The organism is Massilia forsythiae, assembly GCF_012849555.1.
In the GTDB taxonomy this organism is placed as follows: Bacteria; Pseudomonadota; Gammaproteobacteria; order Burkholderiales; family Burkholderiaceae_D; genus Telluria; species Telluria forsythiae.
This window is the reverse complement of record NZ_CP051685.1, coordinates 1917425-1938406: the sequence shown is the minus strand read 5'-3', so window position 1 is coordinate 1938406 and position 20982 is coordinate 1917425. Positions and strand designations below refer to the sequence as shown.

Genomic DNA, 20982 nt, shown 5'->3' with positions numbered 1-20982 from the left:
GCGTGTTCTCGTGATCGCTTCGTGCAGCGCCTGCCGCGTACGGATGCCCGGCGCCTATCCGATTACAACCCACCATGCCCGTACGGGACAACGCGGGTTACAAACAGTTGCGAAATGCGGAAGCCGGCAGGTTCAAGCGTGGCCGCGCTTGACGAAGAACAGCAGCGCGCCGACCAGCATCAGCACGCCGCCGAAGAAACGGTTCTGGGTCTTGACCGCGCGCTCGTCGCGGAAGAAGCGTTGCATGGACGAGGCCAGGAAGGCATAGCCGTGCATGACGGTGGCGTCGATGGTGACCATGGTGACGGCCAGGATCGCCAGCTGCGGCAGCACCGGCGCTCCCTTCGAAATGAATTGCGGCAGCACCGCGACCATGAAGATGATGCCTTTCGGGTTGGTCGCGTTGGTGAGAAAGCCGGTCATCACGCGCCGCCCGAACGACGGGTGCGCCGCCATGCCGGCGGTCGACACGCTGGTCGCATGGGCCTTGGCGCGCCACTGGCTGATGCCGAGCCAGATCAGGTACAGGGCGCCGACCGTCTTGACCACCGTGAACGCCAGCTCCGAGGCCAGCAGCAGCGAACCGACGCCGGCGCCGGCGATGACCAGCACCAGGATCAGGCCCAATTGAAGGCCGAGCACGGTGGCGCTGGCCTTCCGGACGCCGTAGGCCAGGCCGTGCGACATCGACAGCACCGCGCCCGAGCCGGGGGAAATGGCAATGATGATGCCGGCGATGGCAAACGCGAGCCAGGTAGCGAAACTCATGCTGGGGATGGATCTGGAGGAGTGGGAGGGTACGGCAAACTAGATAAGGCATGGCGCGCGGCGCGCGGCAGGGCCGCCGCGCCGCGCGCCAGCCCGGCAATCACGCCGCTTTCTTTTTCTTCGGATTGACGGCGGCCTTCAGGGTGGCGCCGGCGGAAAAACGCGGGGTCTTCGACGCGGCGATCTTGATCGCTTCGCCGGTGGCCGGGTTGCGGCCCTTGCGCGCGGCGCGCTTGGTGACCGAGAAGGTGCCGAAACCGGTGATGCCGACCGTGTCGCCCTTTTTCAGGCGCTCGGTGATGATCTCGATGATGGTATTGACAGCGTCGTTGGCGGCGGCGCCCGACATCTCGGTGCGCTTCGCGAATTCAGCGATCAGTTCGCCTTTTTTCATAAAATCCTCCGTATAAAAGAGCCGGAAGATTAGCATAATTAATTGCCACGTGTAATCTGCGTACAAGGCGGCAAGCCTTGTACTGGCAGGGCGTATGCGATGCGCGGCAAATGCAGAGGCCGGTTTCAGCCGGCCAGGGCAGCGCCGTCCTGGCCGTTCAGGCGCAGGCGCAGGGCGGCGTTGATCAGCGTCTGATAACCGGTGCCGGTGCGCTCGGCGCACAGGCGGAACGCGTCCAGCACTTCGTCGTCGAGGTAGATCGTGATGCGGGTCTTGCGCTTTGGCGGGCGGGCGCGGCGGCGGGGCGCGGCAGCCAGGTCGACATTCACGTTCATGGCATCTCTCATGGCATCTCCTTTGTCGGGGCGTTGCGGGTCTTTGCAAGTCGAGGCTGGCGTGGCGCAGCCGATGATCGAACTATACGTACGCGTGGGCGCCGCATCGGGCGCAAAGCGACGGGCTGCAGATTGGCAGGCTTGAAACGCAGATAGCGCGCCTGAACCGTGTGCAAAGCGCACGATCCGCTCGGTTAAGATGTGGACATATTGACATTGGGAGCAGGAACATGGCTGCAGGAAGTTTATTGGCTCTTATCGACGACATCGCCAGCGTCCTCGACGACGTCGCATTGATGAGCAAGGTGGCGGCCAAGAAGACCGCCGGGGTATTGGGCGACGACCTGGCCCTGAACGCCCAGCAGGTGAGCGGCGTGAACGCCGAGCGCGAACTGCCGGTGGTGTGGGCGGTGGCGGTCGGTTCGCTGCGCAACAAGGCGATCCTGGTGCCGGCCGCGCTGGCGATCTCGGCATTCGTGCCGCAGGCGATCACGCCGCTATTGATGGTCGGCGGCGCCTTCCTGTGCTACGAGGGCTTCGAAAAGCTGGCCCACAAGTTCCTCCACAGCGGCGCCGAGGATGCCGCCCACCAGGAAGCGCTGGCCGCGGCGCTGGCGGCGAATACCGACATGCGCGCCGTCGAGCAGGACAAGATCAAGGGCGCGGTGCGCACCGACTTTATCTTGTCGGCGGAAATCATCGTGATCGCGCTGGGCGTGGTCAACGAGCAGGACACGACCTTCGGCGCCCAGGTGGCGGCGCTGGTGGCGGTGGCGCTCGCGATGACGGTCGGCGTGTACGGCCTGGTGGCGGCGATCGTCAAGATCGACGACGCCGGTTTGTACCTGAGCCGGCGCGAGAACGGCGCCGCGCGCTCGCTCGGCAAGCTGCTGCTGGCGGCCGCGCCGCGCCTCATGAAGGCGCTGTCGGTGCTGGGCACGGCGGCCATGTTCATGGTCGGCGGCGGCATCATCGGCCATGCGGTGGAGCCGCTGCACCACCTGTCCGAACATGCCGCCCAGGCCGTGGCCGGCACGCCCGTGGTCGGCGGCCTGCTGGCGGCGCTGGCCCCGCACCTGGTCGATGCCGTGGCCGGCGTCGTCATCGGCGCCGTGGTGCTGCTGGCGGTAACGCTGGTGGGGCGCCTGCGCGGCAAGCGTGCGGCGGCGCACTGACGCCAGCGCTTGCCCGGCGCGGCCGCTGCCGGGTGCCTCCCCCTGATTTTCCGTCGGAACCTTTTAATGAATGCCGACTCGAACGCAAAAGGGGAGGCGGCGATGCAGGAAACCCGCTTGCGCCTGCACCTGGTGCTCGGTGCGGCGCGCATGTCGATCTGGGACGCCACGGTGGTCGGCAACGACGTCACCGAGGGGGTGATTACCTGGTCCGGCGACGGCGCCGCCCTGATCGGCCTGGCGCCGGTCGACCAGCAGCAATCCTTTCGCGATTTCCTGGCGCTGGTCCACCCGGCCGACCGCGACCTGCTGACCGAGCGCATGCAGCAGCGCGTCGGCAAATGCGCGCCCTATCATTTCGAATACCGCATCGTATTGCCTGACGACACCGTACGCTGGATCGGCTGCCGCGGCATGCCGGTCTGCGAGGATGGCTTGCCGGTACGTACCCTCGGCATCATCTGGGACGATACCCCGCGCAAGCTGCAGGAAGCCCAGCTGTTCGAGCAGAAGGAGCGCGCCGAGGTGACGCTCGCCTCGATCGGCGACGGTGTGGTCGCCACCGATGCGCGCGGCCGCGTGTGCTTCATGAACCGGGTGGCCGAGGAACTCACCGGCTGGATGCACCAGCAGGCCGACGGCATCGACGTCGCCCGCATCGTGCGCCTGGTCGACGAAGCCGACGGCCGTGAACTCGACAACCCGGTGCAATTGTGCCTGCGCGAACGGCGGACGGTCGGCGTCAGTGCGCGCGCGCTGCTGCTGGCGCGCGACGGCCGCCGCCTGGCGATCGAGGATTCGTCGGCGCCGATCCGCGCGCGCGACGGCGCCATCCTGGGCGCGGTGGTGGTGCTGCACGACGTCACCCACGAGCGCACGCTGACGCACCAGTTGACCTGGCAGGCGGCGCACGATTCGCTGACCGGCCTGATCAACCGGCGCGCGTTCGAGACCGCCATCGCCGAAGCGCTGCGCAACGCCAAGAACGACGGCCACCACCACGCGCTGCTGTACCTCGACCTGGACCGCTTCAAGGTGGTCAACGACACCTGCGGCCACGGCGCCGGCGATCTGCTGCTGCAGACCCTGGCGCACCTGCTGCAGCAGCGCATGCGCGAAAGCGACGTGCTGGCGCGCCTGGGCGGCGACGAACTCGGCGTGATCCTGGCGTTCTGCCCGCTGCCGCGCGCCCTGAAACTGGCCGAGGAACTGCGCCAGGCGGTCAAGGATTTCCGCTTCGTGTGGGCCGGACGCGCATTCGAGATCGGGGTGTCGATCGGCCTGGTCGAGATCAGCGAGCACAGCAAGTCGGTGACGGAACTCCTGATCGCCGCCGACCAGGCCTGCTACCTGGCCAAGGAGCAGGGCCGCAACCGCGTGCACGTATACCAGGAAAGCGACGTCGTGCTGGCGCAGCGCCTGGGCGAGATGCACTGGGTGTCGCGCCTGACCGAGGCGCTCGACAAGGACCAGTTCCGCCTGTTTTCGCAGCCGATCGTCAGCCTGAAGGATGGCGGCAACGGCCACCAGGAAGTGCTGCTGCGCATCGCCGAGGATGCACCGGACGGCGAGCAGGCGGGGGTCAAGCCGGGCAAGATGATCCTGCCCGGCGCCGCCATCCGCCGGACTCCGGCGGATGCCTTCCCGCCGCCGAGCGCTACGACCTGATGGTGCCGCTCGACCGCTGGGTGATCAGCCACGTGTGCGCCCACATCGCCATCGAGCGCGGCCGCCGCGCCGGCGGCAAGGCGGCCCCGGCGCCGATGTATTCCATCAACCTGTCCGGCATCTCGCTGGGCGACGAAGCGGTCCTCTCCCATATCACCTCGGAGATCGCGGCCTACGGCGTCGATCCCGGCCAGCTCTGCTTCGAGATCACCGAGACCGCGGTGATCGCCAACCTGCCCAAGGCGCAGGAATTCATCGGCGCCCTGCGCACGCTCGGCTGCCATTTCTCGCTCGACGATTTCGGCAGCGGCCTGTCCTCGTTCGCCTACCTGCGCGCGCTGCCGGTGGATTACCTGAAAATCGACGGCCTGTTCATCCGCGGCATCGCCGGCAACGACGTCAACCAGGCACTGGTCAAGGCCATCAACGAGGTCGGCCACGTGATGGGCATCCGCACCGTGGCGGAATATGTCGAGGATGCCGCCACGCTGGACGTGGTGTGCGGGCTCGGCATCGATTACGCCCAGGGCTATGCGGTCGGCACACTGCGCCAGCTGGCGCTGACGGCCTAGACGCCGCCCTCCTGGCAACGCTTGTTCGCGGTGCGTGCGGCGCGCGCGCCGCTCCCTGGGCAATCACGGCATGCACCATGCATGGGCAAGTGTTGCGTCTTTACATACAGTTGGTCTGAATTAATTGACAACGCTCATGGTCGCAGCCCAGACTCGAGCCGTGCTTGCTACAAGACAAGCACGAACGCACCGTGCCGCCTCCCGACCAGGAACAGAACCACGCTGTATCGATCCGTGCTGTTTACCCGCTTCGCATCGCCCCCTGCCTGCCGCCCCCAGAAGCCAGGCGCCGTCGACCAAGAATAAGGAAGCAAGAAGATGCAACAACGATTTGTACCGGAAAAAACCGCACTCGCCCTGGCCATCGCCACCGTATTCGCCAGCGGAATGGCGCAAGCCCAGGACAGCGGCGCGGCCACCGATGGCGCCGCCGCCACCGTGGTCGTGACCGGCACCCGGGTCGCCAACCGCAGCGCGCTCGACACCGCGTCGCCGGTCGACATCATCTCGGCCGAGACCCTGAAAACCAGCGGCTCGACCGAACTCAACCAGGCCCTCGCGGTGGCCTTGCCCTCGCTGAACTTCCCGCGTCCCGCGATCACCGACGGCACCGATACCGTGCGCCCGGCCACGCTGCGCGGCATGTCGCCCGACCAGAGCCTGGTGCTGGTCAATTCCAAGCGCCGCCACGCCGCCTCGCTGGTCAACCTGAACGGCAGCATCGGACGCGGCGCGGCCGCGGTCGACATGAACTCGATCCCGTCGGCGATCGTCAAGAACATCGAGGTGCTGCGCGACGGCGCCGCCGCCCAGTACGGGTCGGACGCGATCTCCGGCGTGGTCAACATCCGCCTGCGCACCGACCGCGACGGCGGAGAGGGCACGGTCTCCTTCGGCGAGCGCAAGACCGAATACGACCTGCTGAGCGCCGCCGCGCCGGCCGGCGCCGCCTGGAGCGCGCCCTCGTCGAGGAAGCGCAGCGACGGCCAGACCAAGACCGTCAGCGCCTGGAAAGGCCTGCCGTGGGGCGAAAGCGGCTACGTCACCATCGCCGCCGAGTACAAGGACCAGGAACACACCGAGCGCAGCGGCTACGACATGCGCCAGCTGTACGCGCGCGTCAACGGCGCCTACGATCCGCGCGAGCTGACCATCAACCGCTTCGACGCCTGGTACGGCGAGCCGGAGATGCAGCAAAAGACGGTGTTCGTCAACGCCGGCAACGACCTGGGCGGCGGCGCCAAGCTGTACGGCTGGAGCGGCTACCAGCGGCGCGACGCCGCCTCGGCCGGCTATTTCCGCATGCCGCAGGATGCGAGAAACGTGCAATCGATCTACCCGAACGGCTTCCTGCCGATCATCGCCCCCACCGTGGAAGACTTCAGCGCCGCCGCCGGCGTCAGCTGGACCGAAGGCGACTGGGACATGGACGCCTCGCTGGTGTACGGCCAGAACCGCATGGACTACCAGATCGAGAACACCCTGAACGCCTCGATCGGCGCCACCAGCAAGACCAGCTTCGATGCCGGCGGCTATTCGTACAACCAGCTGGTGTACAACCTGACCGGGGTGCGCAAGTTCGACGTGAACGGCCTGGCCTCGCCGCTGAATCTCGCGGTCGGCACCGAGGTGCGGCGCGAAGGCTACGAGATGCACGCCGGCGAAGCGGATTCCTACCGCAACGGCGGACGCCTGCTGACCAACGGCACCCCGGCCGCGGCCGGCGCGCAAGTGTTCCCGGGCTTCCGCCCGGCCAACAACGTCAGCACCGCGCGCACCGCGATCGGCGTGTTCGCCGACCTGGAAGCGAACGTCACCGATGCCTTCCTGGCCTCGGCGGCGGTGCGCGGCGAACGGTATTCGGACTTCGGCAACAGCCTGGCCGGTAAACTGTCCGGGCGCTACGACTTCGGCAAGAACTTCGCCTTGCGCGGCTCGGTGCAGAACGGTTTCAGGGCGCCGTCGCTGCAGCAGCAGAAGTTCACCTCGACCTCGACCAACTTCATCGACGGCGTGCCGTACGAGATCACCACCTTCCGCCCGACCGATCCGGTGGCGCTGGCGCTCGGCGCCAAGCCGCTGAAGGCGGAGAAATCGACCAACTTCTCGCTCGGTGCCGTGATGCGCTTCGCCCCGGTGAGCCTGACCGTGGACGCCTACCGCATCAACGTGCGCGACCGCATCGTGCTGTCGGAAAACCTGACCTCGGCGGCGGTGCGCAACTACATCGTGTCGCAGGGCTTCAGCGGCATCGGCGGCGGCCGCTTCTTCATCAACGGCGTCGACACCCATACCGACGGCGTCGACATCGTCGCCAACCTGCCGTGGAACGCGGGCAACGTCGGCCGCTTCGATTTCACCCTGGCCGGCAACTACAACCGCACCGAAGTGACCAGGACGCCGACCACGGCCCAGCTGGCGGCGCTGAACCCGGCACCGGTGCTGTTCGACCGCGTCAACGTACTGACGCTGGAAAAGGGCCAGCCGAGGAACAAGGTCACGGCCAGCGTCAACTGGAAGCTGGCGCAGCTCGGCCTGACCGCGCGCGCCACCCGCTACGGCGAGGTGCTGTCGCCGGGCACCACCGCCGCCTTCGACTTCGAGCTGAAACCGAAGACCATCGTCGACCTGGAAGCGCGATATGCCCTCACGCCCAAGCTGAACCTGGCGCTGGGCGCGGACAACGTGTTCGACCAGTACTCGGCGACGCTGCCGCCGGCGCTGAACACCACCAGCAACGCGCCGTTCTCGAACTACACGCCGTGGGGCAACAGCGGGCGCTACATCTACGCGCGCGGCACCTACAGCTTCTAACCACAGCACCGTCCACGGGTGCGGCGCGCCGGCGCCGCGCATCGCCGCGTGGACGGCACATCCTTCCGCGTACATTCAACGCCGGCGGTCGCGCCGCATCGCTCGCATGACGGCGCGCCGGATGCCGTCCACGCGTTCAACCGGCGTTTTCCTTCCCACTACCCACACGACCGCGCTCCTCCACGAGAATGGCGCGGTTTTGTTTCCTCAATTACAATTAGTCGCTGCGGCGCGCCAGTAGGGCGCCCAGCGCGAGGCCGGCCCCGAACACCCCGTACACCAGCGCCAGCGCCGGCTTCGACAGGCGCTCCTCGTAGCCCGGCTTGAAGCGGTCCGGCGTGAAGCGGTAGTCGACCAGGCAGGCCACGCCGGACGCCGCCAGGCCGGCGCCCAGCGTGGTCGCCGGGTCGCGCCGGTCGAGCAGGCCGGCGCAGGCGCGTTCGAACAGCACCGACCAGAACACGGCGCTGCCGTGGTGCAGGGCGTAGCCTGGCAGCGTGTAGCGCAGCGACGGCGCGTCCTGGCCGAACGCCTTGTCGCCCCAGACGATGTGGCTGACGGCATTGGTGGGCGCATACGCGCTGCCGGTCTGGCGCTGGCCGAGCGCGGCCAGCGCCACGGTCGAGCACAGGCTGGCGGCGGCGCCGCCGCCCAGGCCGCGCCGCAGGGCCGTTTTCCAGGTTTCCATGAAAGTCCTCCGGTCGATGAGTTTGCGGAACGTAGTAATCAGGTTGGTAGAAAAGGAGAATGCATGCGGATCCTGCTGACGGGCGCGAGCGGATTCATCGGACGGCACCTGCTGCACGCCTTGCTGGCCGAAGGCCACCACGTGGTGTGCGCCGAGCGCCGCGAGCATCATGTGCCGACCCGGCCAACCGCGCCGGACGATCCGCCGCACGATGCGCGCCTCGGCTACATCCATGCCGACTTCGCCAAGGATACCGACAAATCGACCTGGGCCGCGCGCCTGCAGGGCATCGACGCCGTGGTCAACACGGTCGGCATCTTCCGCGAGAGCGGCGCCCAGCGCTTCGACACCCTGCACAAGCGCACGCCGCGCGCGCTGTTCGCCGCCTGCGCCGAATCGCACGACGTGCACATGGTGGTGCAGCTGTCGGCGCTGGGCGCGGACGAGGGCGCCGACACGGCCTACCACCTGTCGAAAAAGGCGGCCGACGATTACCTGGCCTCGCTGCCGATCCGCTCCTGCATCGTCCAGCCCTCGCTGGTCTACGGCGCCGACGGCCTCAGCGCGCGCGTGTTCAAGGCCATGGCCTCGCTGCCGTTCGCGCTGCGCCTGGGCGACGCGCCGCAGCTGGTGCAGCCGGTACACGTCGACGACGTCGTCGCCGCCATCGTCGCCCTGCTGCGCCAGCGCCTGTACGTCGACCATGCGCACGCGCCGGCGGCCGGGGCCAACGCACGCCGCATCGCCCTGGCCGGGCCGCAGGCGATGTCCTTCACCGATTACCTGGCCGCGCTGCGCGCCGGCATGGGGATGAAACGCCTGCGCGTGCTGGCGCTGCCGAACGGCGCGGCGCGCCTGCTGGCGCGCGGCGGGCGCTGGCTGCCGGGCGGCCTGCTCGACCCCGACGCGCTGCGCATGCTCGACCGCGGCAACACCGCCGACGCGGCGCCGATGGCGCGCCTGCTGGGCCGCCCGCCGCGTCCCGTATCCGCGTTCGTCACCGATCCCGGCGCCGAACGCATGCGCGCCAAGCTGGACTGGCTGCTGCCGCCGCTGCGCTGGTCGATCGCGGCGGTATGGATCGTCACCGCGATCGTCTCGGCTTTTATCTATCCGGCCGCCGACAGTTTTGAACTCTTGGCGCGCAGCGGCATCCCGGACCACCTGCAGCCTTTGATGCTGTACGGCGCGGCGGCGCTGGACGCGCTGTTCGGGCTCGCCCTGCTGTTCATGAAAAAGCGGCGCTGGCTGTGGCTGGCGCAACTGCTCCTGATCGGTTTTTACACGATCGTGATCGCCATAAAACTGCCGGAGTTCCTGGCGCACCCGTATGGGCCGCTACTCAAGAACCTGCCAATGCTGGCGGCGATCTGGCTGCTGTACGAACTCGATGGAAAGGAACACTGATGGATTACGTGGTGCTCAAATGGCTGCACATCCTGTCCTCGACGCTGCTGTTCGGCACCGGCCTGGGCTCGGCCTGGTACATGTTGTTCGCCAATGTCAGCCGCGACGTGCGCGCCATCGCCGTGGTCAGCAAGTACGTGGTGATCGCCGACTGGCTGTTCACCGCCACCACCGCGGTGCTGCAGCCGGCCACCGGCTTGTACATGATCCACCTGGCCGGCTACCCGCTGCACAGCAAATGGATCATGTGGTCGATCGCGCTGTACGTGCTGGCCGGCGCCTGCTGGCTGCCGGTGGTGTGGCTGCAGATCCGCCTGCGCGACATCGCCACGCAGGCGGCGCGCGAGGGCGGCGACCTGCCGCCGCTGTACTGGACCTATTTTAAAACCTGGGTGGCGCTGGGGATTCCCGCCTTCATCGCCTTCGTCTTGATCTTCTGGTTCATGGTGTCCAAGCCGATGTGAACGGCTCGAGTCCTATCCTGCGCCGCAGCCGGCCGGTTCCGGGGTATCGTTGCCGGCACCATTGACGGATTGGAGCGAACGATGCGGGCTTACCAGATTCTTCCCGGCGAAGGCATCGACGAACTGCGCTGCGTGGACCTGCCGCGGCGCGAACTGGGCGTCGGCGAGGTGCGCATGCGCGTGCACGCGGTATCGCTCAACTACCGCGACCTGATGGTCGCCAGCGGCAACTACCTGGTCACCGTGGACGATCCCATCGTGCCCTGCTCGGACGGCGCCGGCGAGGTGCTCGAAGTCGGACCCGGCGTGACGCGGCTGCAGCCGGGCGACCGGGTGACGGCCTCGTTCTTCCCGCACTGGCACGACGGCCCGCCCACGCCGAATAAAATCCGGCATGCGCTGGGCGGCGACGTCGACGGCATGCTGGCCGAGGAAGTGGTGCTGCCGGAAGACGCGCTGGTGAAGGTGCCGGCCGCGCTGACGCTGCTGGACGCGTCGACCATGCCGTGCGCGGGCGTCACCGCCTGGAACGCCATCTTCGAATCGAGCAACCAGGTCAAGCCGGGCGACACCGTGCTGCTGCTGGGCACCGGCGGGGTGTCGGTACTGGGCCTGCAACTGGCCCATGCGGCCGGATTGAAGACCATCATCACCTCGTCCAGCGACGCCAAGCTGCAGCGGGCGAAGGAACTGGGCGCGCAGCACACCATCAATTACCGCAATGTGCCGGAATGGCAGGAAGCCGTGCTGCGCGCCACGGCGGACGCCGGCGCCGACGTGGTGCTCGAAGTCGGCGGCCAGGGTACCGTCAACCGTTCGATCGCGGCCAGCGCCATGGGCGGCACGGTCGCCATCATCGGCGGCGTCAGCGGCTTCGGCGGCGAGGTGAATCCGGCATCGCTGCTGGCCGGCGCCAAGCGCATGGTCGGCATCTTCGTCGGCAGCCGCGCCATGCTGGAAGCGGTGATGCGCTTCGCCGACGGCGCCGCCCTGCAGCCGGTGATCGACCGCGTGTTCACCTTCGAGCAGGCGCCGGAAGCGTACCGCTACATGGCAGCCGGCGCCCACTTCGGCAAGGTGGTGATCGCGCTGGCGCCATAAGGGGATCCATAAGGCACCTGGAAAAACCGGCGCCACGCCAGAAGCCACCCTCAACGCTGCATTTTCACCAGTTCGATCTCGAACAGCTTCGGCCACAGCTTGCCGGTTACGTATAGGCGGCGCTGCCTGGCGTCCCAGGCGATGCCGTTGAGGACGGCGTCGACCGAGGCGGTGCCGCGCTTGTCCGGCGGCAGCAGGCCGCTCAGGTTGATCCAGCCGACCACGTTGCCGCTGGCGGGGTCGATGCGCGCGATGACGTCGCTGCCCCAGACGTTGGCGTACAGTTCGCCGTCCACCACTTCCAGTTCGTTGAGCTGGGTGAGCGGCTTGCCGTCCGCCGTCACGCGGATGCGGCGCTGCTCGTCCAGCGTCTTCGGATCGAGCACGCGGATTTCAAAGCTGCCGTCGCTCATGTAGACGGCGCGCGCGTCGCTGGCCAGGCCCCAGCCTTCGCCCTTGTAGTTGAAACGGCTCTTGAGGGCGAAGCTGTGGGCGTCGTAAATAAAACCGACGTTCGAGGTCCAGGTCAGGCCGACGATATTGTCTCCCACCGCGGTCGAGCCTTCGCCGAAGTACTCGGGCGCCAGGTCCTTCTTTTGCAGCACCTTGCCACTCTTGAGGTCGACCCGGCGCAGCGAGGACTGGCCCTTCTGGCCGGTGGTCTCGAACAGGTGGCCGTCCTTGAAGAACAGCCCCTGCGTGAACGCCTGCGGGTCGTGCGGGTAGGTGTTCTTGACCACGAAACCATAGATCGGAATGCTCGACTGGGAAGCGGCCGATTGCGGGGCGGCGGACTGGGCCGGGGCAGTGGCCGGCAGCAGCGTGGTGGCGGCAAAGAGGGAAGCGAGGGCGAAGGAAATAAATGGTTTCATGTCGTTCCAGGAAGGGCGGACCGGCCGGCGCCGGCGCAACGCCATAGTATGCCAGCAACGCGACAACGCCGAGGCGGTTGACCCGTGCCGGCGCCGGCCGTCGACGTGCGCCTGGCGGCGGCGCATGCATGCGGCGGCACGTCCGCACGCGACCGTCAGCCGGCATTTTCCGATTTGCGTTAGGATTTGCCGGTAACGATTCGACAATATCGAGCTTTGACCGGGGAATGGGAATGGACAGTATCGATCTCGAAGTGCTGCACGCTTGCGACCAGTGGTTGCGCGCGGGCTACCGCTGCGAATACGTGACCGTGGTGCGCACCTGGGGTTCGAGTCCGCGTCCGCAGGGCGCCACCATGGCGATCCGCTCGGACGGCCTGGTGGTCGGCTCGGTCTCCGGCGGCTGCATCGAGGACGACCTGATCGCGGCGGTGCGCGAACACGGCATCGTGCGCGCCGCGCCCGAAGTGCTCACCTACGGCATCAGCGCCGACGAGGCGCATCGCTTCGGCCTGCCGTGCGGCGGCACCATCCAGCTGGTGGTCGAGCCGCTCGCCGAGCACAGCCGCATCGGCGAACTGCTGGCGCTGGCGCAGCGGCGCGTGCTGACGCGGCGGACGCTCGACCTGGCCAGCGGCGCAGTCACGCTGGAGGGCGGCGGTGCCGACGAGCAGTTGACGATGGACCGGCGCACCCTGGTCACGATCCACGGGCCGCGCCTGCGCATGCTGATCATCGGCGCCGGCCAGCTGTCGCAATTTTTGGCCCAGATCGCGGCCGGCCTGGAATACCAGGTGACCGTGTGCGACCCGCGCGAGGAATACCGCGGCAGTTGGAGCCTGCCCGGCGTGGAAGTCGTGCACGAGATGCCGGACGACGTCGTGCTGGGCATGAAGCTGGATAGCCGCAGCGCCGTCATCGCATTGACGCACGACCCGAAACTGGACGACATGGCGCTGATGGAAGCGCTCAAGACCGATGCCTTTTATATCGGCGCGATCGGCTCGCGCGTGAATAACGCGCGCCGCCGCGAGCGCCTGCGCGAATTCGACCTGAGCGACGCGCAGATCGCCAAGCTGCACGGCCCGATCGGCATCTATATCGGCAGCAAGACGCCGTACGAGATCGCGATCTCGATCCTGGCCGAGCTCACCGCCGTCAAGAACGGGGTGCCGTTGCCGCAGCAGATGACGGTGGAAGCCGGCAAGGCGGGCGCCGCCAACCTGCCGGCCAATCCGCATCCGCTGGCGCACCTGCCGGAGGGGCGCAGCGATGCGCGTGCGGCGCTGCAGGCGAATGCCGGGCTGGGCCCGCAGCAAGAGTCGCTGCGGGCGGCTTGAGCGGTTCGCGCAGCACCGGCCCGTGCAGTGCCAGCTCCTGGACGCGCCGGGTTCAATCTCGTTGGCTATCCATGTAGAAATTTGTTACAAGAAGGTGTCTGCCCGTCGGCGGCTGGCCGCGTTAACCGGGCAGGCGCCGCTGCACGGGCGCAAACATCAACACGAAATGGAGTAGCCATGAAACGCCTGTTTGCCGCTGCCGCCGTCCTGGCGGTATGTTCCCAAGCCGCCCTCGCCGGCGAGCTGACCCTGTTCACGGACAACGATTTCCGCGGCGCCCGCGTGACGGTGCAGCGCGACACGCCCGACCTGGGCCGCCTCGGCTTCAACGACCGTACCTCCAGCATCGTGGTGCGCTCGGGCGTCTGGGAAGTGTGCGAACACGCCGGCTACGGCGGCCAGTGCGCCGAGTTCGGCCCGGGCGAATACCGCGCGCTGCCGCGCTTCAACGACAGTATCTCGTCGGTGCGTGAAGTCACGCGCGGCGGCCGCGGCGATCGCGGTGACGACCGCCGCGGCGACTGGCGCGGCGACCGCGGCCCCGGCTGGCGCGGCGACCGTGACGATCGTGACGACCGCCGTGGCGCCTACCGCGACGACCGCGGCCCACGCGGCGACGCCGTCCAGATGTTTTCCGCCGCGCGTTTCGAAGGCGACCGCATCGGCCTGTCCGGCGACGCCCGCCTGCTGGGCGACTTCAACGACCGCGCCGGCTCGATCGTCATCCGCGAAGGCCGCTGGGAATTCTGCGAACACGCCGATTTCCGCGGCCAGTGCGTGGTCTACGGCCCAGGCCGCTACGCCTTCCTGGACCAGCTGGACCACCGCATCTCCTCGATGCGCCGCGTGCGCTGACACCCCAATTCGGGGTCAGAGCAGAATGCGGGGTCAGAGCGCTTTATAGAACAGTAGCCCAGCAGTATTGGGCCACCGCTTTGCAGGTCAATTTCGTCTGCAAAGCGACAAATTGGCCGATTCGATCACCGGCATTTGGCAGCATGGAGTAAAGCGTTCAAGGCAGCCATTTCCTGGCAAAGTGCTCTGACCCCGAATTGTGCTCTGACCCCGAAATGCGCGAAATGCAGCCGCTTTTCAACCCAGCAGCGCCACGCCTTTGATTTGCGCCCATACCTGGCGTCCGGGCACGATGTCGAGTTCGCGGCGCGAGCGTTCGGTGATGCGCGCCAGCAGCGGCGTGGCGCCCGCGCGCAGCTGCACCAGCACGTGGCCGGGGGTGTCGGTAGGCGTGGTGGCGCTCACGGTGGCGGGCAACAGGTTCAGGATGCTGGTGCCGGCCGGGCGTTCCAGCGCCAGGCTGACGTCGCGCGCGTGGATGCGGCAGCGCAGGCGCGTGCCCGGCGCTTCCGGGCGGCGGCCGACGTGCAGCACGCCGTCGCCGAATGCCAGGCGGGACAAGTCGTCGGCTTCGTGGCCGTCCAGGACCGTGTCCAGCACCACGCCGGCATCGTCCGTAAAGGCCGGCGGCAGGTCGGCGCGCGCCAGGGTGTCCTGCAGCGGGCCGCTCGCGACGACCTTGCCGGCGTCCAGCAGCACCAGGTGGTCGGCCAGGCGCGCCACCTCGTCCGGGGCGTGGCTGACGTAGATGATCGGGATCGACAATTCGTCGTGCAAACGCTCCAGGTAGGGCAGGATTTCCCCCTTGCGGCGCACGTCGAGCGCGGCCAGCGGCTCGTCCATCAGCAATAGGCGTGGCGACGCCAGCAGCGCGCGCGCAATCGCCACGCGCTGGCGCTCGCCGCCCGACAGGTGCGCCGGCCGGCGTTCCAGCAGGGCGGCGATGCCGAGCAACTCGGCCACCGCTTCCGGGGTATAGCGGCGTTCACGCGCCGGTACCCGCTTGCGCCCGAATTCGAGATTGGCGCGCACGCTCAGGTGAGTAAACAGGCTGGCTTCCTGGAACACGTAGCCGAGCGCGCGCCGGTGCGTGGGCACGAAGGTCGCGGCATCCTGCCAGACCTCGCTGCCGACGACGACGCGGCCGCGGGCCGAGCGCTCCAGCCCGGCGATCGCGCGCAGGCACGTGCTCTTGCCGGAACCCGACGGTCCGAACAGGGCGGTGATGCCGCATCCCGGCAGGGCCAGGTCGACATCCAGCACGAACGCACTGCGCTCGATGCGCAGCTTGACCAGTACCCCATCCGCCATCAGCGCCTTCCCTTCATCGACGAGGGATTGAAGGCATATAACGTCAGCAGCACGATGAAGCTGAACGCCAGCATGGCGCCGGACAGCCAGTGCGCCTGCGCATATTCCACCGCTTCCACGTGGTCGTAGATCTGCACCGAGACCACGCGCGTCTTGTCCGGGATGTTTCCGCCGATCATCAGCACCACGCCGAATTCGCCGACCGTGTGGGCAAAGCCGAGGATGGCGGCGGTGACGAAGCCGGGCCGGGCCAGCGGCACCGCCACCGACCAGAACGTGTCCCAGGGACCGGCGCGCAGCGTCGCCGCGACTTCCAGCGGACGCTCGCCGACCGCTTCGAAGGCATTCTGCAGCGGCTGTACCACGAACGGCATCGAGTACAGCACCGACGCCACCACCAGCCCGGCGAAGGTGAAGGGCAGCAAGCCCAGGCCGAGCGTGGAAGTGAGCTTGCCGAGGGCGCCGTTCGGCCCCAACGCCACCAGCAGGTAAAAGCCGATCACCGTCGGCGGCAATACCAGCGGCAGCGCGACCGTGGCCGCCACGATGGGTTTTAGACGCGAACGGGTGCGCGCCAGCCACCAGGCGATCGGGGTACCGGCCACCAGCAACAGCACGGTGACGGTCGACGCCAGTTTCAGCGTCAGCCAGACCGCCGCCAGGTCCGCTTCATCCATCCCTGGAACTTACAGCTCGTAGCCGTACGAACGGATGATGCCCTTGGCCTTGTCCGATTTCAGGTAATCCAGCAGGGCACGCGCGGCCGGGTTGTCCGAGCCCTTGGTCAGGATCACCGCATCCTGGCGGATCGGGCTGTGCATCGAGGCCGGCACGATCCAGCCCGAGCCGGAAGTGAACTTGCCGTCCTTCGACACCTGCGACAGCGCCACGAAGCCGAGCGGCGCATTGCCGCTGGCGACGAACTGCTGGGCTTGCGCGATATTCTCTCCTTGTACGATTTTGGGCTGCAGGCGCTCGTACAGGTTCAGCTTTTTCAGGGTCTCGACCGCAGCGGCGCCGTACGGGGCCGCCTTCGGATTGGCGATCGACAGGTGATCGAAACTGCCGGTCTGCAGCACCTTGCCCTGGCCATCGACATAGTTTTCACGCGCCGACCACAGCACCAGCTTGCCGGTGGCATACGTAAAACGGGTGCCGGGCACGGTGTGCTTTTCCTGCTCCAGGCGCGCCGGGGTTTCGTCGTCGGCCGCCAGCAGCACCTCGAACGGCGCGCCGTTGGTGATCTGCGCATAGAACTTGCCGGTGGCGCCGAACGCCAGCACCGCCTTGTTGCCGGTGTCCTGCTCGAATGCCGCCGCGATCTTTTGCATGGGCGCGGTAAAATTGGCGGCCACCGCCACTTGCACGTCGGCAGCTTGTGCCAGGCCAGGAACGCCGGCAGCCAGCGAGATAGCGGCCAGCAGGCCGGCAATGCGTTTCATCGGATTGTTCTCCATGGTGGTCCACGCGAAGGGTGGAATCAATAAACGTTATGTATCGAAGTATATAACGAATTTTTCATGATGGCATGCTGATCCCTACGGCGCGGCATGGGCTGCGGGCTGCATGCCGATGCTGGAGGATCGATGGAACAAGCTGACGAGCAGCGTGCGCAACACGGTTTCGCCCTGCAGGGCACGGTATGGATGACGGTGGGCGACGAGAATTTCGGCGGCCCGGGACGCATCGCACTGCTCGCCAAGATCGCCGAGACCGGGTCGATCAGCCAGGCAGCCAAGGCCATCAAGATGAGTTATAAAGCGGCCTGGGACGCCATCGACGCCATGAACAACCTGGCCGGCGAAGCGCTGGTGCAGCGCCTGGCCGGCGGCAAGGGCGGCGGCGGCACGCGCCTGACGCCGCGCGGCGAGCAGCTGGTCAAAAACTTCAAGGCGGTCGAGCAGGTCCACCGTGATTTCGTCCAGCAACTCAACCGCCAGGCGGCCGGTATCGCCGACGACCTCGCCCTGATCGGCCGCCTGAACATCAAGACCAGCGCCCGCAACCAGTTCTTCGGCACCGTCTGCCGCGTGGTAAAAGGCGCGGTCAACGACGAGATCGAGCTCGACATCGCCGGCGGCCAGCGCCTGGTCGCCATCGTCACCCGCGAGAGTACCGAAACCCTGGGCCTGGACATCGGCCGCCAGGCCTTCGCCCTCATCAAATCCTCGTCGGTGATCCTGGTGACCGATGCCGAAGGCGCGCGCTTTTCGGCGCGCAACCGCCTGCAGGGGACGATCTCGCGCCTGACGCCGGGCGCGGTGAATACCGAGGTCGTGCTCGACCTGCCCGGCGACGGCACCGTGGCGGCAGTCATCACCAACGACAGCGCCGCGGCGCTCGGCCTGGCCGAGGGACAGCAGGCGATGGCGATGTTCAAGGCCTCCAGCGTCATCGTCGGCGTGCCGGGCTGATCGTTCACGGGGCCGGCAGGCGTGCCGGCGCCGGCCCGGAAGCCGGCGCCGCATCGTCGAACAGCCCCGCGCCACGCCAGCGCGGCCGGTCCGGCGCAGCCTGCGCCGATACCGCCTTGGCGGCGTACCCCGGTCCCAGTCCCTTCAGCATGCGCGGAAAGGCGCGGCAATAGGTAGTGGCCACGCCGGCCAGGTGCGCCAGGTGCTTGTACTCGATCACGGCACCGGGCGGCATTGCGTCCAGTACTTGCCGCACCCGTAGCCGCCAGTCGTCGGACCAGGCCGGCAGCAGGCGGCCCAGGTCGCGCACCCGGTCGCCCGGCCGCAGGACGCCGCCGGCGAGCACCCGCGCCAGCATGCCGCGCCGCCCTCCCACTGCGCGCGCCAGGCCGGGGCGGATGGCATCCAGCCGGCCGCACGCCTCGCACTGGAACATCAGGCGCAGCCGCACGTCGGTGCCGAACTGCAGTATCGTTCCCGAGTGCAGGCGCGCGGTATCGATGTTCACCAGCAGGTTTTCGCGCAGCGCGTGCGGCGCCAAGGCCAGGTCGCGATAGGCGCCGGCATCGGCGATCAGCACTTGTCTCGGGGAAAGCGGATCGGCATGCAGGTCGCCGCGCAGGCCGTGCGCCGGCACCGCTTCGGCATACGCGACCGGATGCGGCGCCGCGCCGGCAAGGGAACGCAGGGCGATTGCTTCGATGTGTCCGATGTCCATGAAAAATAACAATTTTTGGAAATGGCAGCTTAGCAAAACCCGCTGCATTGCGCCGGCATGCGTGCATGACGCGGCCCCGGTTGCCGGCCCGATCGGCTTGCACTGCTGTTTCGATAAACCGCGATGGCCGAAGCGTCGCATAATGCAGGCAGGGTGATCCATGGAGAATGGCGATGGCGGATTTTCTGCCCGATGAATGCGATATCGTGATGGAGGGCGGGGTGACCTCGGGCGTGGTCTATCCCGCCTTTGTCGCCCGGCTGGCCAAGCGCTTTACCTTGCGCTCGATCGGCGGCGCCAGCGTGGGCGCGGTGGCGGCCATCGCCAGCGCCGCCGCCCAATACAAACGCAACCGCGTGCGCAAGAGCGGGCAGGGCAGCGACGACGGCTTTTATTTGCTGGCCAAGCTGCCGCGCCGCCTGCGCGCCACGGTCGCCGGTAAAACCCGGCTGTTTTCCCTATTCCAGCCCTGCACGGACTTGTCGGCGCATTTCCGCGTGCTCGCTGCGGCGCTGAACGCCGGCAGCAGGCCGCGCGCGGCGGCGCGCATCGTGCTGGCGCTGCCGCTGCATTTTGCGCCGGGCGCGCTGCTGGGCAGCAGCGCCTGGCTGCTCGGCGCCTTCGTCAGCAGCGGCCTGGTGGGCGGGCATTGGCCGCTCACCATGGCCGGCTGGCTGGCGGGCGGCCTGTGGTTCGGCCTGTCGATGGCGGCCGCCGCGCTGCTGGGCGCCGTGCTGCACGCGGCAATCTCCGCCTGGCGCGGGCTGCGCCACAACCGCTGCGGCATCTGCCCGGGTTTGCGCAGCGGTCCCGGACAGCCGCCGGCGCTGACCGAATGGCTGCATGCGACGGTGCAGGAGATCGCCGGCCTGCCGCTCGACCAGCCGCTGACCTTCGGCCAGCTGCGCGCTTCGGAGCCGCCGATCGAGCTGGCGCTGATGAGCACCGGCGTCAGCGAATTGCGCGCGCACCGCCTGCCCTACGCCAGCGCCGACCTGGTGTTCCGCGCTTCCGAACTGGCGCACCTGTTCCCGCCCGAGATCGTCGCCTGGCTCATTGCCCACGCCGGCGCCCCGCGCCACGGCGCACGCACGCAGGCGCTGCTGCAGGAACACAACCGGCAAGGAATGGATTACCACTTCATGCCGCCCGCCGACGACTTGCCGGTGCTGGTGGCGGCGCGCATGAGCCTGAGCTTTCCGCTGCTGCTGCAGGCGGTGCCGCTGTACCGCATCCGCGCCCTGCCGCTGCCGGGCAGCGGGGTCGAACTGCTGCGCGTCTGGTTTTCCGATGGCGGCTTGACCAGCAATTTCCCGATCCATTTCTTCGATGCCATCCTGCCGACCCGCCCCACCTTCGGCGTCACCTTGCAGGACGACCTGCAGGAAGATCGACAAAGCCGGCTGGCCGGTCCGACCGCGCGCGTCACGCTCCCGGAAAACAACAACGAAGGCATCACCACGGCGTATGTGGCGATCGACGATGCCGCCGGCGTACCGCTGCTGCCGCGCTTCCTGAGCGCCCTGCTGGCCACCGTCCGCGGCTGGCGCGACGAAGCCCTGAAACGCACGCCGGGCTACCGCGACCGCGTGGTAGTGATCCGCCATAAACGTTCGGAAGGGGGACTCAACCTGGACATGAAGCGCCAGGCGATCCGCATCATGAGCGCCAGCGGCGCCACCGCGGCGCATCAATTGATCGAGCGCTTCCTCGATCCGGTCGCCGCGCAGAACGGCTGGCTGAACCACCGCTGGGTGCGCATGCGCAGCACCGCCGCCGTGCTGCAGGACACCTTGTCGCCATTGCACCAGGCCTGGCACGATGCCCGCCTGGCGCCGTCCTACGCCGCCCTGTGGCAGGCGCAGGGGCAGCAAGCGCTGCCGGCCTACCGCTTGAGCGAAGCCAACCGCGTGGCCGGCGACATCCTGTGGAAGGGCATCGTCGCCATCCCGCCGCAGATCGGGCCGGCGAACCTGTCCGACCATGCGCCGCGCCCGCAGCCGGAATTGGTGATATCGCCGAAGCAATCCTGAGGCGCCGTGCAGGCGGCAGTCCTACGCCCACCGCGCCGGTTATCCACCACTTG

Annotated in this window: 20 protein-coding genes; 11 read left to right on the top strand and 9 right to left on the bottom strand. The window is 67.8% G+C overall.

What is annotated here, in order from left to right:
- Nucleotides 1-132 precede the first annotated feature (132 nt).
- The 3 genes from HH212_RS08415 to HH212_RS08405 all read right to left on the bottom strand — a co-directional run bounded on the left by HH212_RS08415 (nucleotide 133) and on the right by HH212_RS08405 (nucleotide 1509).
- Entirely contained in the window at nucleotides 133-768 is a 636-nt protein-coding gene (locus tag HH212_RS08415; RefSeq protein WP_169434995.1) for a LysE family transporter, read from the bottom strand.
- Between the two features lie 100 nt (nucleotides 769-868).
- Complete coding sequence (locus HH212_RS08410) at nucleotides 869-1162, bottom strand: HU family DNA-binding protein (RefSeq protein ID WP_169434994.1); 294 nt, start codon at nucleotides 1160-1162, stop codon at nucleotides 869-871.
- A 125-nt stretch (nucleotides 1163-1287) separates the two neighbouring features.
- Nucleotides 1288-1509 (bottom strand): BrnA antitoxin family protein, encoded by a 222-nt coding sequence (locus HH212_RS08405; RefSeq protein ID WP_370663914.1) that lies wholly within the window; start codon nucleotides 1507-1509, stop codon nucleotides 1288-1290.
- A 218-nt stretch (nucleotides 1510-1727) separates the two neighbouring features.
- Between HH212_RS08405 and HH212_RS08400 the strand changes: the two genes are divergently transcribed.
- The 4 genes from HH212_RS08400 (at nucleotide 1728) to HH212_RS08390 (ending at nucleotide 7726) form a co-directional block, all read left to right on the top strand.
- Entirely contained in the window at nucleotides 1728-2672 is a 945-nt protein-coding gene (locus HH212_RS08400) for a DUF808 domain-containing protein (RefSeq protein ID WP_169434993.1), read from the top strand.
- A 66-nt stretch (nucleotides 2673-2738) separates the two neighbouring features.
- Complete coding sequence (locus tag HH212_RS08395) at nucleotides 2739-4340, top strand: diguanylate cyclase (RefSeq protein ID WP_229217632.1); 1602 nt, start codon at nucleotides 2739-2741, stop codon at nucleotides 4338-4340.
- The gene (locus tag HH212_RS27265; RefSeq protein WP_229217631.1) at nucleotides 4340-4912 is read left to right on the top strand and encodes an EAL domain-containing protein; all 573 of its coding nucleotides are present in this window, start codon (nucleotides 4340-4342) and stop codon (nucleotides 4910-4912) included. Before HH212_RS08395 ends, HH212_RS27265 begins: the two co-directional genes overlap by 1 nt.
- A gap of 318 nt (nucleotides 4913-5230) precedes the next feature.
- The gene (locus tag HH212_RS08390) at nucleotides 5231-7726 is read left to right on the top strand and encodes a TonB-dependent receptor plug domain-containing protein (protein ID WP_169434992.1); all 2496 of its coding nucleotides are present in this window, start codon (nucleotides 5231-5233) and stop codon (nucleotides 7724-7726) included.
- Nucleotides 7727-7943: 217 nt separating this feature from the next.
- Here HH212_RS08390 and HH212_RS08385 read toward each other — a convergent pair whose 3' ends face one another.
- Complete coding sequence (locus HH212_RS08385) at nucleotides 7944-8414, bottom strand: hypothetical protein (protein WP_169434991.1); 471 nt, start codon at nucleotides 8412-8414, stop codon at nucleotides 7944-7946.
- Nucleotides 8415-8477: 63 nt separating this feature from the next.
- Here HH212_RS08385 and HH212_RS08380 point away from each other — a divergent pair, with 63 nt between their 5' ends.
- From HH212_RS08380 to HH212_RS08370, 3 genes are all read left to right on the top strand, one after another.
- The gene (locus HH212_RS08380; protein ID WP_169434990.1) at nucleotides 8478-9821 is read left to right on the top strand and encodes an SDR family oxidoreductase; all 1344 of its coding nucleotides are present in this window, start codon (nucleotides 8478-8480) and stop codon (nucleotides 9819-9821) included.
- On the top strand, nucleotides 9821-10285 hold the full coding sequence (locus HH212_RS08375; protein ID WP_169434989.1) for a DUF2269 family protein: 465 nt from the start codon (nucleotides 9821-9823) through the stop codon (nucleotides 10283-10285). The genes HH212_RS08380 and HH212_RS08375 overlap by 1 nt, the downstream gene beginning before the upstream one ends.
- 81 nt (nucleotides 10286-10366) lie before the next feature.
- Nucleotides 10367-11386, top strand: coding sequence for a zinc-dependent alcohol dehydrogenase family protein (locus HH212_RS08370; RefSeq protein ID WP_169434988.1), 1020 nt, complete (start codon nucleotides 10367-10369; stop codon nucleotides 11384-11386).
- Between the two features lie 50 nt (nucleotides 11387-11436).
- On the opposite strand, the gene HH212_RS08365 is transcribed toward HH212_RS08370, so the two are convergent.
- Nucleotides 11437-12258, bottom strand: coding sequence for a glutaminyl-peptide cyclotransferase (locus HH212_RS08365; RefSeq protein ID WP_169434987.1), 822 nt, complete (start codon nucleotides 12256-12258; stop codon nucleotides 11437-11439).
- Nucleotides 12259-12491: 233 nt separating this feature from the next.
- On the opposite strand from HH212_RS08365, the gene HH212_RS08360 reads away from it, so the two are divergent.
- Together HH212_RS08360 and HH212_RS08355 are read left to right on the top strand one after the other, a co-directional pair.
- Nucleotides 12492-13598: an XdhC family protein gene (locus tag HH212_RS08360; protein WP_169434986.1), complete on the top strand. Its 1107-nt coding sequence runs from the start codon at nucleotides 12492-12494 to the stop codon at nucleotides 13596-13598.
- Between the two features lie 177 nt (nucleotides 13599-13775).
- A complete protein-coding gene (locus HH212_RS08355; RefSeq protein ID WP_169434985.1) occupies nucleotides 13776-14453 on the top strand; it encodes a beta/gamma crystallin family protein in 678 nt (225 codons plus the stop codon).
- A 237-nt stretch (nucleotides 14454-14690) separates the two neighbouring features.
- Here the strand turns inward: HH212_RS08355 and modC are convergent, their stop codons facing one another.
- From modC to modA, 3 genes are read right to left on the bottom strand one after another with little or no spacing between them, the layout of a single operon-like run.
- On the bottom strand, nucleotides 14691-15764 hold the full coding sequence (gene modC / locus HH212_RS08350) for a molybdenum ABC transporter ATP-binding protein (protein ID WP_169434984.1): 1074 nt from the start codon (nucleotides 15762-15764) through the stop codon (nucleotides 14691-14693).
- Nucleotides 15764-16441 carry a molybdate ABC transporter permease subunit gene (gene modB, locus HH212_RS08345; protein ID WP_169434983.1) on the bottom strand — a complete coding sequence of 226 codons (678 nt, stop codon included), beginning with the start codon at nucleotides 16439-16441 and terminating at the stop codon, nucleotides 15764-15766. The genes modC and modB overlap by 1 nt, the downstream gene beginning before the upstream one ends.
- 9 nt (nucleotides 16442-16450) lie before the next feature.
- A complete protein-coding gene (gene modA / locus HH212_RS08340; protein WP_169434982.1) occupies nucleotides 16451-17206 on the bottom strand; it encodes a molybdate ABC transporter substrate-binding protein in 756 nt (251 codons plus the stop codon).
- A 144-nt stretch (nucleotides 17207-17350) separates the two neighbouring features.
- Here modA and HH212_RS08335 point away from each other — a divergent pair, with 144 nt between their 5' ends.
- Nucleotides 17351-18178, top strand: a complete 828-nt coding sequence (locus HH212_RS08335; protein ID WP_169434981.1) for a TOBE domain-containing protein — start codon at nucleotides 17351-17353, stop codon at nucleotides 18176-18178.
- A 4-nt stretch (nucleotides 18179-18182) separates the two neighbouring features.
- On the opposite strand, the gene HH212_RS08330 is transcribed toward HH212_RS08335, so the two are convergent.
- Nucleotides 18183-18896, bottom strand: a complete 714-nt coding sequence (locus HH212_RS08330; protein ID WP_169434980.1) for an MOSC domain-containing protein — start codon at nucleotides 18894-18896, stop codon at nucleotides 18183-18185.
- Nucleotides 18897-19069: 173 nt separating this feature from the next.
- Between HH212_RS08330 and HH212_RS08325 the strand changes: the two genes are divergently transcribed.
- The gene (locus HH212_RS08325) at nucleotides 19070-20929 is read left to right on the top strand and encodes a patatin-like phospholipase domain-containing protein (RefSeq protein WP_169434979.1); all 1860 of its coding nucleotides are present in this window, start codon (nucleotides 19070-19072) and stop codon (nucleotides 20927-20929) included.
- Nucleotides 20930-20982: the final 53 nt, after the last annotated feature.

What these genes read in the sequence shown, in the direction of transcription:
- HH212_RS08415 (WP_169434995.1), bottom strand. Translation starts at nt 768, where the DNA reads ATGAGTTTCGCTACCTGGCTCGCGTTTGCCATCGCCGGCATCATCATT.
- HH212_RS08410 (WP_169434994.1), bottom strand. Translation starts at nt 1,162, where the DNA reads ATGAAAAAAGGCGAACTGATCGCTGAATTCGCGAAGCGCACCGAGATG.
- HH212_RS08405 (WP_370663914.1), bottom strand. Translation starts at nt 1,509, where the DNA reads ATGAGAGATGCCATGAACGTGAATGTCGACCTGGCTGCCGCGCCCCGC.
- HH212_RS08400 (WP_169434993.1), top strand. Translation starts at nt 1,728, where the DNA reads ATGGCTGCAGGAAGTTTATTGGCTCTTATCGACGACATCGCCAGCGTC.
- HH212_RS08395 (WP_229217632.1), top strand. Translation starts at nt 2,739, where the DNA reads ATGAATGCCGACTCGAACGCAAAAGGGGAGGCGGCGATGCAGGAAACC.
- HH212_RS27265 (WP_229217631.1), top strand. Translation starts at nt 4,340, where the DNA reads ATGGTGCCGCTCGACCGCTGGGTGATCAGCCACGTGTGCGCCCACATC.
- HH212_RS08390 (WP_169434992.1), top strand. Translation starts at nt 5,231, where the DNA reads ATGCAACAACGATTTGTACCGGAAAAAACCGCACTCGCCCTGGCCATC.
- HH212_RS08385 (WP_169434991.1), bottom strand. Translation starts at nt 8,414, where the DNA reads ATGGAAACCTGGAAAACGGCCCTGCGGCGCGGCCTGGGCGGCGGCGCC.
- HH212_RS08380 (WP_169434990.1), top strand. Translation starts at nt 8,478, where the DNA reads ATGCGGATCCTGCTGACGGGCGCGAGCGGATTCATCGGACGGCACCTG.
- HH212_RS08375 (WP_169434989.1), top strand. Translation starts at nt 9,821, where the DNA reads ATGGATTACGTGGTGCTCAAATGGCTGCACATCCTGTCCTCGACGCTG.
- HH212_RS08370 (WP_169434988.1), top strand. Translation starts at nt 10,367, where the DNA reads ATGCGGGCTTACCAGATTCTTCCCGGCGAAGGCATCGACGAACTGCGC.
- HH212_RS08365 (WP_169434987.1), bottom strand. Translation starts at nt 12,258, where the DNA reads ATGAAACCATTTATTTCCTTCGCCCTCGCTTCCCTCTTTGCCGCCACC.
- HH212_RS08360 (WP_169434986.1), top strand. Translation starts at nt 12,492, where the DNA reads ATGGACAGTATCGATCTCGAAGTGCTGCACGCTTGCGACCAGTGGTTG.
- HH212_RS08355 (WP_169434985.1), top strand. Translation starts at nt 13,776, where the DNA reads ATGAAACGCCTGTTTGCCGCTGCCGCCGTCCTGGCGGTATGTTCCCAA.
- modC (WP_169434984.1), bottom strand. Translation starts at nt 15,764, where the DNA reads ATGGCGGATGGGGTACTGGTCAAGCTGCGCATCGAGCGCAGTGCGTTC.
- modB (WP_169434983.1), bottom strand. Translation starts at nt 16,441, where the DNA reads ATGGATGAAGCGGACCTGGCGGCGGTCTGGCTGACGCTGAAACTGGCG.
- modA (WP_169434982.1), bottom strand. Translation starts at nt 17,206, where the DNA reads ATGAAACGCATTGCCGGCCTGCTGGCCGCTATCTCGCTGGCTGCCGGC.
- HH212_RS08335 (WP_169434981.1), top strand. Translation starts at nt 17,351, where the DNA reads ATGGAACAAGCTGACGAGCAGCGTGCGCAACACGGTTTCGCCCTGCAG.
- HH212_RS08330 (WP_169434980.1), bottom strand. Translation starts at nt 18,896, where the DNA reads ATGGACATCGGACACATCGAAGCAATCGCCCTGCGTTCCCTTGCCGGC.
- HH212_RS08325 (WP_169434979.1), top strand. Translation starts at nt 19,070, where the DNA reads ATGGCGGATTTTCTGCCCGATGAATGCGATATCGTGATGGAGGGCGGG.